Raw genomic sequence first — 13177 nt, forward strand, 5'->3', positions numbered from 1 at the left:
TCGCCGGTCACGACTCGTCGCGCGGGCACCGTCGACCGGTCACGAACCGTCGACTGCGGCCCCGCCAACCGACAGATCGTGACCACTCGGCGGACGTGAGCGGGGTGCCCTGACCGCTCGCACGCGCCGGAACGGAGGCGCGCGGCGGCTCCGACCCGCTCCTTCCGCCCGTCGCCGGTCACGACTCGTCGCGCGGGCATCGTCGACCGGTCACGAACCGTCGACTGCGGCCCCGCCACCCGACAGGTCGCGACCACTCGGCGGACGTGAGCGGGGTGTTGTGACCACCTGCACCCGCCACCGATGACCCCACCCACAAGCATTACCGGATCGCACCCCCAGCACCCCCAGCACCCCCGGCACCGTCCTGCACCGCACGCAACCGCCGCTCGGCCTGTCGCACCATGGGGATCGTGCCAAGGGCCGTCAGGCGCGTCCGCAGCTCCGCGGCGCTCACCGCTCCGATCGCGAGCAACCCGTGGACGGCCGACGCTTCAGCGGCGCCGAACGCACCCGCAGTCGGCCCCGGCATCCGCAGCAGGTCGATCGCGGTCCGCGCCGGCAGCGCGACCCGGAGCCGCGCCAGGACGACGGTGTCGTCGACGTCGATCCGGACCTCGCGCAGGCGCACCTCCGGGCCGACGTGCACGCGGACCTGCGGCGGGATGCACGCCTCGAGCGGCGCCGGCGGACGGGACACCGCACCCCAGATCCACGCGGCGGTCAGCGTGCAGGCGATCAAGCGTGCGTCGCGCAGCACCCAGCCAGCCGCGGCGGCACGCAACGACGGCGTCTGCGGTTCGGCAGGGGAGGCCCAGCACGGCCCGACCGCGACCAGTTCGCCGGCCAGGACCGCCGCCCGCAGTTCGGGTTCCGGCCAGTCGTCACTGGTCAGCAGTCGCGGGCGGGGCACCCGCACATCCTGCCCGACCTGCGGTCGCGACCGACAGGCCTGTGGACAAGCCCCGGACCGGCCGGGAGGCCCGTGGCGGGCCCGCACCGCGCCTCCAGGCGGTCACCGGTCACGTCGAGAGCGCGAAGCGCGTCGATGACGCTGCCACCTGACGGCAGCCTGCCGGGAGGCCGCGACGCGGCGCGTGCGCGCTCAGCGCAGGACGTCGGCGCGGTGGACGAGCGCCGCGGCGCCGATGAGCGGGCCGTCCTGCGACAGTCCCGTCGGCACGATCCGCACCTTCGTGACGAAGCCGAACTCGACACGCTCCGCCACGGCCTGCCGGGCGTACTCGAACAGGTCGGGCGTGACGTGCGAGAACCCGCCACCGATCGCGACGACCTCGAGGTCGACCAGGCTGGTGGCGGCGGCGATGGCCTGGCCCAGGGCACGGCCGCTGCGCTTGACCGCGGCGACCGCGATGTCGTCGCCGGCGGCGTACGCGGCCGAGAGCTCTTCGCCGGTGGTGCCCGCGAAGCCCTGCCGACGAGCCCAGGCCACGGTCTTGGGGCCGCTGGCGATCGCCTCGAGGCAGCCGGTCCCGCCGCAGGCGCAGGGGTCGTCGTAGCCGCCACACTCGACGTGGCCGATGTGCCCGGCGTTCCCCGTCGGGCCGCTGACCGTGCGGCCGTGCAGGATGAGCCCGCCGCCGACACCGGTGGAGACGATCATGCCCATCACGTGGTCGGAGCCCTGGGCAGCCCCGACCCAGTGCTCGGCGAGCGTGATCGCCAGGCCGTCCATGCGGAGCGTCACCGGCACGTTCTCCGGCACGAGGGCCGCTATCCGGTCGCGCAGCGGGTGGCCCCGCCACACGGGCATGTTGAGCGGCGAGACCAGACCGTGTTCCTCGTCGACCGGGCCGGCGGAGCCGACGCCGACGCCGACGAGCGTCGTGTCCGCGGGCAGTGCGCCGAGCGCGGCCGTGACGACCTCGTCGACGGCGGCCTGCAGCTCGTCCGAGGTGCGCTGCGGCCCCGTGGGGCTGCGGAACCGCGTCGCGGGCAGCACGACCCCCTGGTCGGTGACGAGCGCGGCCTCGACCTTCGTGCCGCCGAGGTCGACGGCCAGGGCGAGGGCGGGGGACTGGGGTGCGGTGCTGGACATGCGCGCTCCGATGCGGCGGTCTGGAGGCCCGGTGCGCGTCACCGACGCGTCGTCGCGTCCGGTGGGCGCCGGCCTGGTCGTGGTGGGTCGGGCTGGGTGGGATGGACTCAGCCGGGTGGGCTCAGCCGTGTCCGCTCAGTAGGACGTCGTGTCGTCGCCGAGCGCCGACGCGGCGCCCGTCTCGGCGCGGTGCGCGACCTCGTCGAGGATGCGGGCCGAGGCGCTCGTGCCGATGCGGTTCGCGCCCGCCTCGACCATCTCGAGCAGGGTGTCGAGGCCGCGGACGCCGCCGGAGGCCTTCACGCCAGTGTCGGCACCGACCGTGCGGCGCATCAGGGCGATGTGCTCGGCGGTCGCGCCGCCGCCGGCGAACCCGGTCGAGGTCTTCACGAACGCGGCACCCGCGGTCTGCGCCGCACGCGAGGCAGCGACGATCTCGTCGTCGGTCAGGAAGGCGGTCTCGAGGATCACCTTGACGACGGTGTCCCCGGCGGCGTCGACGACCGCGCGGACGTCCTGCTCGACGCGCTGCCAGTCGCCCGACTTCGCGGCGCCGATGTTCTGCACCATGTCCAGCTCGAAGGCGCCGTCGGCCAGGGCCTGCAGCGACTCGGCGACCTTCGCCGCGGTCGACGTGGTGCCGTGCGGGAACCCGATCACGGTGCCGACACCGACGCCGGTGCCCGTCAGGCGCTCGACGGCGTGCGCGACGTCGCTCGGACGGACACAGACGCTGAAGACGCGGTGGGCGGCGGCTTCGTCGAGCTGGGCGTCGACGTCCGCGCGGGTGAGTTCGGGCTTCAGGATCGCGTGGTCGATGAGGCCGCGGACGGCATCGGCGGTGACGGGGAAGGCTGCGTTGTCCACCCGGCAAGCCTACCCGTCAGGCGTGCCGCGTAGCGTGCAGGGCATGCAGGTCCTCGTCACCGGCGCCACCGGGTACATCGGTGGTCGTCTCGTCCCTCGTCTCCTCGAAGCCGGCCACTCCGTCCGGGTGTTCGTGCGCAACCCCCGGAAGCTCCAGGACGTCCCGTGGAGCAGCGACGTGGACGTCGCGGAAGGCGACCTCCAGGACGCCGACGCGGTCCGCGCCGCCGTCGACGGGGTCGAGGCGGTCTACTACCTGGCCCACGCGATGGGCGCCGACGGCGACTTCGAGTCGGCCGAACACGAGGCCGCCGAGACCATGGCGCACGAGGCGAAGACGGCGGGGGTCAGCCGGTTCGTCTACCTGGGCGGGCTGCACCCCGACGGCGAGCTGTCCAAGCACCTCCGCAGCCGCAAGGAGGTGGGGGAGATCCTCCTCGGCTCCGGTGTGCCCACCGTGGCGTACCAGGCCGGCGTCGTGATCGGCTCGGGCAGCACCTCGTTCGAGATGATCCGGCACCTCACCGACGTCCTGCCGTGGATGCCTGCGCCGCGCTGGGTCCGCAACCGCATCCAGCCGATCGCGGTGCGCGACGTCCTCTACTACCTGGTGGCCGCCCTGGACGTCCCCGCCGACGTCAACCGCACCTTCGACATCGGTGGCCCCGACGTCCTGCGGTACGGCCAGATGCTGAACGGCTACGCGGTCGAGGCGAAGCTGCCGCAGCGCCCGATCACCGTGCTGCCGGTGCTCACCCCGCGGCTCGCCGCGCACTGGTTCAACGTCGTCACCCCGATCCCGCGCAAGCTCGCGACGCCCATCATCGAGTCGCTGCAGTTCGAGTGCGTCCAGCGCGAGCACGACATCGACGACGTCGTACCGAAGCCCGAGGGCGGGCTCACCTCGTACCGTCGGGCCGTCCGCCTCGCGCTCAACAAGATGCGCACCGGCCAGGTGCAGACCAGCTGGCGGAGCGCGACGCTCTCCAGCGCCTCCGCCGACCCGATGCCGAACGACCCCGACTGGGCCGGGCACACCGTCTACGTCGACGACCGGAAGCGGCACTCGAGTGCCTCCGCCGCGGACGTCTGGCGTGTCGTCGAGTCGATCGGTGGCGACAACGGCTGGTACTCGTTCCCGCTCGCCTGGGTCGCCCGCGGCTGGATGGACAAGATCGCCGGCGGCGTCGGACTGAACCGTGGCCGTCGCGACCAACAGCGCCTCGAGCAGGGCGACGCGCTCGACTGGTGGCGCGTCGAACGGCTCGAGCGCGGCCGGTACCTGCGGCTCCGTGCCGAGTTCAAGTCGCCGGGCCGCGCGTGGCTCGAGATGACCGTCACGCCGAACCCCGAAGGCGGCAGCGACTACCGCCAGCGGGCGATCTACTTCCCGCAGGGACTCGCCGGACGCCTGTACTGGTACGGCATCCTGCCGTTCCACGGCATCATCTTCCCCGGTATGGTCGAGCGCATCACCGCCGCCGCCGAGCGGGAGTCCGACCAGACCGAGTCCACGCAGCGCAACCGGACGCAGCAGACCGGGACCCCCGAGCCGGCGCACGAGGAGGCAGCATGACCGACGACCGCAGCCCCGTCCTCTTCCTGGGGGACAGCATCACCGAACAGGGCGACTGGGACACCTGGCTCCCCGACGAGCACACGCTGAACCAGGGCATCGGTGGCGACACGACCGACGGCGTGCTGACGCGCCTCGACGCCGTCGTCGCCGAGCAGCCCGAGGTGATCGTGCTGCTCATCGGCACGAACGACTTCGGCGGCCACCGCGCCAGCGCCGAGCACGTGGTCCGCAACGTCGAGACCGCGCTCGTCACGCTCCGCCGTGAACTGCCGGGTGTCCGCCTGCTGCTCGTCTCGATCCTGCCGCGGCAGTCCGAGTACGCCGCGAAGATCGAGCAGGCGAACCGGCACCTGCGCCAGTTCGTCGCCACCTGCCACGCCCAGTACCTCGACGCCTGGCCCGCCCTGGCCGACGGCGACCACCTGGACGCCCGATTCACCGAAGACGGCCTGCACCTGACCGAGGACGGCTACCGCGCGTTCGTCGGTGAACTCGTGCCGGCCCTCGAGCGGGTCCGTGAGCTGCCGCCGATGTCGCGGTCGATCCAGGCGATCACCATCGACGGCGACTCGGACTGATGGCCGCACGCAAGGGGCGGCCCCCGGTGGGGTCGTCGCAACACGGCGTGCCCGCGGGATCCTCGCGACCCGCCGCCGCCGCACCGGCCGCCCGCGCACGCGAGACGCCGCCGTTCACCCGGCCGGCGCTGGCGCCCGGGTTGATCGCTGCGATCGTACTCCTGGCGTGCGTCGCCATCGTTGACTCGTCGGGGTTCGTTTTCGCCCGCTGGGGCGTCACCGTCCTCGCGTTGATCGTGCTCGTCTTCACGGTGCGGGGGAAGGTCTGGTGGGCCGCGCTGCTCATGGCCGCGGTCGCGGTCTGCTGGAACCCGCTCGTCACGGTGCCGATCCCGGGGCAGGTGTGGGCGGGCCTGCAGCTGGTGGCCGCCGCACTGTTCATCGTGGTGGGCATCGTGGTCAAGGTGCCCCGCGAGACCGACGGACGGTAGGATCGGCAGGTCGGGTACAGGACCCGGCCGCACGACCCGAAGGGCATGGATGAACGACGAGACCGAGCCGGTGACCGAGAGTCCTCTGCTGAACCCTCGACCGTCCTCCGGCGGTCTCGACCGATCCGACGTCGTCGTCCGCAAGGGACGACTGACCCTGATCAACGGACACCTCACGCCGCAGCAGTCGATGATCGAGGACCTGCTGTTCCTCGACGACGCACTCACCGCGGCTGACGTCGACCACCTGCTCATCCGCGGGAACGACCAGCGTCCGGTGATCGCGCTGGACGAGCGTGACCGCCAGCGAGCCGAGAGCGCCGTGATGTCGGCCGCCGTCAACGAGCCGTTCTACGCGAAGCCCCCGGGCAAGCCGGCAGTGCTCGTGCAGGACGACGGACTCGGCTCCGTCGAGGAACCCGTGCTCCGTGTGTTCCGCCCGCGCCTCGAGCCCCTCGGACGCCTGCGCTACGGCGCCGAGACCAGCGTCCAGCTCGAGTTCTGGCGCGTCACCGACACCGAGGTCCTCGCACCCGTCGAGAACGCCCTGATGCGTCGCAGCCTGCCGATCGACGAGTTCGTCCTCGTCGACATCGAGCGCTACGGCCGCACCTGGCGCACCGTCGAGCACATGTTCGACGACCACGTCTCGGACATCCGGTTCCCGATCGACATCGTCTTCTCGTGGGTCGACGGCAACGCCATCGAGTACCAGCGCGCTCGCCAGGCCGCACAGTCGAACGCCGTCCTGGGCGAGGGCGACGACGCTCCCGCCCGCTTCCGCCAGATCGACGAACTGAAGTACGCGCTGCGCTCGGTCCACACCTTCGCGCCGTGGATCCGCCAGATCTACATCGCCACGGACTCGCCTGCGCCGCACTGGCTCGCCGACCACCCGAAGGTCCGGATCGTCCGCAGCGAGGAGTTCTTCGCCGACCCGTCCGTGCTGCCGACGCACAACTCGCAGGCCGTCGAGTCGCAGCTGCACCACATCCCGGGCATCAGCGAGCACTTCATCTACTCGAACGACGACATGTTCTTCGGCCGGCTGGTCGACCCCTCGGTGTTCTACAGCCCGGGGTCGGTCACGAAGTTCATCCTCGCGTCGACCCGGATCGGCCTCGGTTCCAACAACCCGGCACGCAGCGGCTTCGAGAACTCCGCCCGGGTCAACCGCGGCCTCCTGCAGCAGCGCTTCGGCGCGGTGACGACCCGCCACCTCGAGCACGCGCCGACGCCCCTGCGTGCGTCGATCATGACCGAGATGGAGCACGAGTTCGCCGACGAGTTCGCGGCCACTGCAGCGTCACGCTTCCGCGCCGCCGACAACATCTCGGTGACGAACTCGCTCTACCACTACTACTCGCTGCTCACCGGCCGGGCGATCATCCAGGAGAACTCCTCCGTCGGGTACATCGACACGACCATGGTCTCCGGACTCAAGGCCCTCGACGACCTGCTGAAGAAGCGGAACGTGGACTTCTTCTGCCTCAACGACGGCAGCTTCCCGGAGGTCAGCGACGAGGAGCGCACGCAGCGCGTGACGGACTTCCTGGAGCGGTACTTCCCGTTCCCCGCGCCGTGGGAGCGCCCCAGCGCGTAGGACGCGCCAGCGGCCTGCTGGGGCGCTCCGGGCGAGCCTGCGAGCCCGGTCCCACGGTGCGCGTAGGACGCGCCAGCGGCCTGCTGGGGCGCTGCGAGCGAGCCTGCGAGCCCGGTCCCACGGTGGGCGTACGACGCGCCAGCGGCCTGCTGGGGCGCTCCGGGCGAGCCTGCGAGCCCGGAGCCGGAACCCGGCCACGCGTGTCGGCCGCAGCCGCACGCCGACCGGTCACGACACCCCGCGACCTGCGCGCCGACTGGTCACAAGCCGTCGGCCTCGCCGTTGGCAGACGACGGAACGTGACCACGCGACGCACCACGTGCGGTGGGTCCCGACCATCCCGCGAGCCTGGAGGCCCGTGGCGCGCCCGCCACGGGCCTCCAGTCCGTCCGGCGTGCCGTCCGGACGTGCGTGCCCGCGCGCGGTCAGGAGACCCCGTCGGCCGCCCGCCCAACGGTCACGAACCGTCGCTTGCCGGGCCGCCAGACGACGGAACGTGACCACGGGACGCACCACCCGCGGGGAGTCGTGACCGCCCATGCGCGCCCACGCGCGCCCACGCTTGGTGAGCAGAAGAGGTCGGGTCCGCGTGACGGACCCGACCTCTTCTGCTCGCGAAGTGCGGAGTGCTACCGGTGAACGGGGGAGACGGGCACCGAGTCGAGCGTGAAGACCGGGATGCTCGAGGTGACCGGTGCGGGCTCCACGGCTGCGGGGATCGTCACGCCGTGTGCCGCGAGCTTCGCCTCGGTCTCGAGAGCGGAGACGGGCTGCCCGACGGTGGCGTAGTGCCCGATCGGCACGACGGAGTGGACGACGTTGTGGCCGTACACGTGCACGAGGTTGAACGACTGCGCGCCGTCCCGGCCGCGGGTGCCGCCCTGGTACTCCGTGAGGTCCTGCGTGTAGCAGGTCGCACTGGCGACGGACACCGGGATGCCGGCGAACACGGCGCTGGTCGAGTAGTGCAGGTGCCCGGCGATGATGGCGAGGACGTCACTGCCCTCGACGACCTCGGCCAGGGCCTGCTGGTCGCGCAGTTCGACGAGGACGGTGAGGTCCTGCACGCTCGGCACGGGCGGGTGGTGCATCGCCAGGATGGTGCCGTGCGGTGCCGCCTCGGACAGGACCTCGGCGAGCCAGTCGAGCTGCTCGGGGGAGACCTCGCCGTGGTGGTGACCGGGCACACTCGTGTCGAGGGTGATCACACGGAGACCGTTGACGTCGTACACGAAGTCGACCGGGCGGTCGGTGGGCTGCAGACCGAAGAGCTCCTGGCGGAAGGCGCCGCGCTCGTCGTGGTTGCCCATCGCCCAGATCACCTGCGCACCGATGCGCTCGGCCGCCGGCTCCAGTATCGCGCGGACGCGGGCGTACGCACCCGGCTCGCCCTTGTCGGCCACGTCGCCGGTGACGACGATCGCTTCGGGACGCGTGCCCGAGGCTTCGATGTCCGCGACGATCTGCGTGAGCCGCGCGGCGGAGTCGACATCGCCGTAGAGATCACGATCCCCGGATACGAGGTGCGTGTCGCTGAGGTGGAGGAGGAAGTGGTTCGGCCTGGGGTGTTCGGCCGTCCGGCTGTCCATCGGGGTCTCATTCCGTTGGCGGATGCGTGGTGCAACACGTTGCCACACCGTCCTGGACGAGTCCAGCACGTGACGGTGAACCAGCCGTGAACTGGGGGCGGCGTGTTGCCCTGTGCACGAAGAAACCCCCGCCACTTGGTGACGGGGGTTGCTTCGTGTGCCTCGGATCAGTGATCCCCGGGGCCGACCTGGGGAGCCTGGTGGCCACCCTCGAGGTTCGGGCCGTGGTGCGCGGCGTGCGCTGCCTCGAGCTCGGCCTTCGAGACCGGCTCGATGCGGTCCTCGAAGAAGAAGCGGGAGACGCCGGCGCGGACCTTCTGCAGACCCGTGATCTTGCCCTTGGCGTTCGGGCGGATCATCAGCGGCTTGTACTCGTTGAACTGCAGGAGCTTCCACCGCTCGTACTCGTCGAGCTGCTCGTGCACCTCGATGTACTCACCGTGGGGGAGTCGGACGATGCGGCCCGACTCGTACCCGTGCAGGACGATCTCGCGGTCCTTCTTCTGGAGGGCGAGGCAGACACGCTTCGTGATCCAGAAGGCGATGAACGGACCGAGGACCGTCGTCGCCTGGATCACGTGGATCACGTGTTCGATCGACACCAGGAAGTGCGTCGCGATGATGTCCGACGAGGCTGCTGCCCAGAGGCTCGCGTAGAGCGTGATGCCAGCGGCACCGAACGCGGTGCGCGTCGGGGCGTTGCGCGGACGATCGAGGATGTGGTGCTCACGCTTGTCGCCCGTGACCCACGCCTCGATGAAGGGGTAGAGCAGGATCGCCAGGATGAGCAGCACCAGGACCGCGATCGGCGCCAGGATGTTGAACGACACCGTGTAGCCGAACCACACGACCTCCCAGTGCGGCGGCACCAGACGCAGCGCGCCGTCGGCGAAGCCGATGTACCAGTCGGGCTGGGTACCGGCGGACACCGGGGAGGGGTCGTACGGGCCGTAGTTCCAGATCGGGTTGATCGTGAACAGCGACGCGATGAGGGCCAGGATGCCCGCGACGATGAAGAAGAAGCCACCGGCCTTCGCGGCGAACGCCGGGAGGATCGGGACGCCGACGACGTTCTCGTTGGTCTTGCCCGGACCGGCGAACTGGGTGTGCTTGTTGATCACGACGAGCACGAGGTGGACACCGAGCACCGCGACGAGGATCGCCGGCAGCAGCAGGATGTGCAGCGTGTACAGGCGGCCGACGATGTCGGTACCCGGGAACTCGCCACCGAAGAGCAGGTAGGCGATCCACACGCCGATGACCGGGACACCCTCGATCATGCCGACGATGATCCGCAGGCCGTTTCCGGAGAGCAGGTCGTCGGGGAGCGAGTATCCGGTGAAGCCCTCGGCCATGGCGAGGACCCAGAGCAGGAAGCCGAAGACCCAGTTGAGCTCACGCGGCTTGCGGAAGGCACCGGTGAAGAACACGCGGGCCATGTGCAGCATGATCGACGCCACGAACAGCAGGGCTGCCCAGTGGTGGACCTGACGGACGAAGAGCCCGCCACGGATGTCGAACGAGATGTCGAGCGTGGACTGCAGCGCCGTCGACATCGCAACACCCTTGAGCGGGACGTACGAGCCGTTGTAGATGACCTCGGTCATGGACGCCTGGAAGAAGAACGTCAGGAAGGTCCCGGAGAGCAGCACGACGACGAAGCTGTACAGCGCCACCTCGCCGAGCATGAAGCTCCAGTGGTCCGGGAAGATCTTCCGGCCGACTTCCTTGACGAGGCCCGAGATGCTGGTGCGCTCGTCGATGTAGTTCGAGACCCCGCCGATGATGCGGGATCCGCGCTCCGGTGCCGGCTTGTTCGTCGACGTGTTCGGTGCGGTGGTGGTGGTGCTGGTCATCAGCGTTCACGCTCCCAGAAGGACGGTCCGACCGGCTCGTGGAAGTCGCTCTGGGCAACCAGGTAGCCGTCGTCGTCGATCGCGATAGGAAGTTGGGGGAGGGGGCGTGCTGCCGGACCGAAGATGACCTCGCAGTTGTTCGAGACATCGAAGGTGGACTGGTGGCACGGGCACAGCAGGTGGTGCGTCTGCTGTTCGTAGAGCGCGACAGGGCACCCAACGTGGGTGCAGATCTTGGAGTACGCGACGATGCCGTCGTAGCCCCAGTTCTCGTGGCCCTTGGACGGGTTGAGGTCCTTCGGGTCGAGACGCATCAGGAGGACGGAGGCCTTCGCCTTCTCCTCGAGCATGTGCTCGGACTCGAGCATGCCCTCGGGGATGACGTGGAACACCGAACCGATGGTGACGTCGGAGGCCTTGATCGGAAGACCCGTCGGGTCCTTCGTCAGGCGCAGGCCCTGCTTCCAGAAGGTGTGACGGAGCAGCTCGTTCGGGTCCTCGGCCGGAGCGAGGTCACGGACCAGGACGATGCCGGGGAGCGGGAACGCGACCAGAGCACCGATCATCGAGTTGCGGATCAGCTTGCGACGGCTGAAGCCCGACTCCTTGTCGGCGAGCTGGAACGCCTCGACCGCCTTGGCGCGGGTCTCGTCGGTGCCGCGGGTGCCGTGGCGGAGCTCCGTGATCTCACGGTCGACGACGAGCGACTTCGACCAGTAGACGGCACCGAGACCGAGGGCGAGGAGCGCGAGGGCGATCGACAGGCCAAGGAAGAGGTTCGCGGTGCGGACCGTCCCGAAGTCGCTCGGGTCGATCGGGAAGGCGATGTACGCGGCGATCGACAGGACGCTGCCGACGATCGACAGGTAGAAGTAGGCGGCGACCTGGCGCTCGGCCAGACGCTGCTTCTTCGGGTCGACGTCGGTGCGACGCGGACGGTGCGGCGGCTCGCCCGGGTTCTCGAACGGGTCGACGGGGAGGACCGCGATCCCGGGGGAGGTGGTCGTGCCGTGCTTCTCGACAGCCGAGGACGAGTTCAGCGTCTCGTCGTCGTGCTCTGCCATGGTGTTCCCTTCAGTGTCGTTCGACACGGACGATCAGTTGGACTTCGCGGTCAGCCAGACGGTCATCGCGACGACCGCCCCGAGTCCGAAGATCCAGATGAACAGACCCTCGGCGACCGGCCCCAGGGAGCCGAGTGCGAAGCCACCGGGGGACTTGTTGTCCTGCACGTACTTGAGGTACGTGATGATGTCGGCCTTCTGCTCCGGCGTCAGGTTCAGGTCGTTGAAGACCGGCATGTTCTGCGGGCCGGTGAGCATGGCCTCGTAGATGTGCTTGCCGGAGACCGTCTCGAGGTTCGGGGCGTACTTGCCCTCGGTCAGGGCACCGCCGGCGCCGGCCACGTTGTGGCACATGGCGCAGTTGATACGGAACAGCTCGGCACCTTCGGCGGCGTCGCCGTCCTCACCGTTGGTGAGTTCGGTGGACGGGACCGACGGGCCGGGGCCGAGGGAAGCGACGTACTGCGCGAGCGCGTCGACCTGCTCGTCCGTGAACTGCGCGGGCTTCTCTTCTGCCTGCGGACCCTGTGCGGCCATCGGCATGCGGCCGGTACCGACCTGGAAGTCGACCGACGCGGCGCCGACACCGATGAGGGACGGACCCTCGCTCGTGCCCTGCGCGGAGAGACCGTGGCAGGTGGCGCAGTTCGACGCGAAGAGCTTCTCGCCCTCGTTCACCTGCGACTGGCTCGAGGTGGCGAGGGTGCTCGTGCTGTCGTCGGCGTTCGCCGTGGAGCTGAACAGTGCGTACGCGCCACCGGTGGTCATGAGACCAACGACGATGAGCGACACGGTCGCCATCGGTGAACGGCGGCCCTTCTTGGACTTGGTTCTGTTGAACATGTGCTGGGGGGTGTCCAGTTCCTACTTGAGAAGGTAGATGACGGCGAAGAGGAAGATCCACACGACGTCGACGAAGTGCCAGTAGTACGACACCACGATGGCGGTGGTCGCTTCCTTGTGGCCGAAGTTCTTGGCGGCGAAGCCGCGGCCGAGCGTCAGCAGGAAGGCGATGAGGCCACCGGTCACGTGGAGGCCGTGGAACCCGGTGGTCATGTAGAACGCCGAGCCGTACGCGCTGGAGGAGAGCGTGACGCCCTCGTGCCAGAGGTTGGCGTACTCGAAGATCTGGCCGCAGACGAAGATCGCACCCATCGCGTAGGTGACGAAGAACCACTCCGTCATGCCCCAGTGGCGCGGGTTCCAGCTCGTCCGGTGCACCTGGAAGCGCTCCGCGGCGAACACTGCGAACTGGCAGGCGAAGCTGGACAGCACCAGGATGATTGTGTTCACGGAGGCGAAGGGCACCTCGAGCTTCGTGGTCTCGGTCGCCCAGAGCTCAGGGGACGTGCTGCGGAGCGTGAAGTAGATCGCGAACAGGCCGGCGAAGAACATGACCTCGCTGCCCAGCCACACGATCGTCCCCACGGCCACGGCGTTCGGCCTGTTGAGGGCCGGACCGCTGGCTGATCTGGAGAGAGAGGTGCTAGTCACGTCCTCCATTATGGCCGAAACCCCCGACAGTGTTTTCGCAGGAGACTGGCGGGTCTC

The 13177-nt window shown here is 69.8% G+C and carries 12 protein-coding genes; 4 read left to right on the forward strand and 8 right to left on the reverse strand.

Features of this window, described 5'->3' with window-relative positions:
- Nucleotides 1-322: 322 nt before the first annotated feature.
- The 3 genes from ITJ50_RS16155 to deoC all read right to left on the reverse strand — a co-directional run bounded on the left by ITJ50_RS16155 (nt 323) and on the right by deoC (nt 2926).
- Nucleotides 323-913 carry a hypothetical protein gene (locus tag ITJ50_RS16155; RefSeq protein WP_194590929.1) on the reverse strand — a complete coding sequence of 197 codons (591 nt, stop codon included), beginning with the start codon at nt 911-913 and terminating at the stop codon, nt 323-325.
- A 192-nt stretch (nt 914-1105) separates the two neighbouring features.
- Nucleotides 1106-2059, reverse strand: a complete 954-nt coding sequence (locus tag ITJ50_RS16160) for an ROK family protein (RefSeq protein ID WP_017887346.1) — start codon at nt 2057-2059, stop codon at nt 1106-1108.
- Nucleotides 2060-2194: 135 nt separating this feature from the next.
- A complete protein-coding gene (gene deoC, locus ITJ50_RS16165; protein WP_082046801.1) occupies nt 2195-2926 on the reverse strand; it encodes a deoxyribose-phosphate aldolase in 732 nt (243 codons plus the stop codon).
- 43 nt (nt 2927-2969) lie between these two features.
- Between deoC and ITJ50_RS16170 the strand changes: the two genes are divergently transcribed.
- The 4 genes from ITJ50_RS16170 to ITJ50_RS16185 are packed head-to-tail and all read left to right on the forward strand — an operon-like array spanning nt 2970 to nt 7117.
- Nucleotides 2970-4502, forward strand: coding sequence for an SDR family oxidoreductase (locus tag ITJ50_RS16170; protein ID WP_031259825.1), 1533 nt, complete (start codon nt 2970-2972; stop codon nt 4500-4502).
- Nucleotides 4499-5083, forward strand: coding sequence for a GDSL-type esterase/lipase family protein (locus ITJ50_RS16175; protein ID WP_017887343.1), 585 nt, complete (start codon nt 4499-4501; stop codon nt 5081-5083). The genes ITJ50_RS16170 and ITJ50_RS16175 overlap by 4 nt, the downstream gene beginning before the upstream one ends.
- A gap of 47 nt (nt 5084-5130) precedes the next feature.
- Nucleotides 5131-5514 (forward strand): DUF6804 family protein, encoded by a 384-nt coding sequence (locus ITJ50_RS16180; RefSeq protein ID WP_071251795.1) that lies wholly within the window; start codon nt 5131-5133, stop codon nt 5512-5514.
- 49 nt (nt 5515-5563) lie between these two features.
- Nucleotides 5564-7117, forward strand: a complete 1554-nt coding sequence (locus ITJ50_RS16185) for a stealth conserved region 3 domain-containing protein (protein ID WP_017887341.1) — start codon at nt 5564-5566, stop codon at nt 7115-7117.
- A 629-nt stretch (nt 7118-7746) separates the two neighbouring features.
- Here the strand turns inward: ITJ50_RS16185 and ITJ50_RS16190 are convergent.
- The 5 genes from ITJ50_RS16190 to ITJ50_RS16210 all read right to left on the reverse strand — a co-directional run bounded on the left by ITJ50_RS16190 (nt 7747) and on the right by ITJ50_RS16210 (nt 13129).
- Nucleotides 7747-8706 carry a phosphodiesterase gene (locus ITJ50_RS16190; protein ID WP_017887340.1) on the reverse strand — a complete coding sequence of 320 codons (960 nt, stop codon included), beginning with the start codon at nt 8704-8706 and terminating at the stop codon, nt 7747-7749.
- 167 nt (nt 8707-8873) lie between these two features.
- Nucleotides 8874-10562: a cytochrome b gene (locus ITJ50_RS16195; RefSeq protein WP_042537208.1), complete on the reverse strand. Its 1689-nt coding sequence runs from the start codon at nt 10560-10562 to the stop codon at nt 8874-8876.
- Nucleotides 10562-11626 carry a ubiquinol-cytochrome c reductase iron-sulfur subunit gene (locus ITJ50_RS16200; protein WP_194590930.1) on the reverse strand — a complete coding sequence of 355 codons (1065 nt, stop codon included), beginning with the start codon at nt 11624-11626 and terminating at the stop codon, nt 10562-10564. Before ITJ50_RS16200 ends, ITJ50_RS16195 begins: the two co-directional genes overlap by 1 nt.
- 33 nt (nt 11627-11659) lie before the next feature.
- Nucleotides 11660-12469, reverse strand: a complete 810-nt coding sequence (locus ITJ50_RS16205) for a cytochrome c (RefSeq protein ID WP_042537210.1) — start codon at nt 12467-12469, stop codon at nt 11660-11662.
- 21 nt (nt 12470-12490) lie between these two features.
- Complete coding sequence (locus ITJ50_RS16210) at nt 12491-13129, reverse strand: cytochrome c oxidase subunit 3 (RefSeq protein ID WP_031259820.1); 639 nt, start codon at nt 13127-13129, stop codon at nt 12491-12493.
- Nucleotides 13130-13177 lie beyond the last annotated feature (48 nt).

Source organism: Curtobacterium sp. VKM Ac-2889 (genome assembly GCF_015350855.1).
GTDB lineage: Bacteria > Actinomycetota > Actinomycetes > Actinomycetales > Microbacteriaceae > Curtobacterium > Curtobacterium poinsettiae.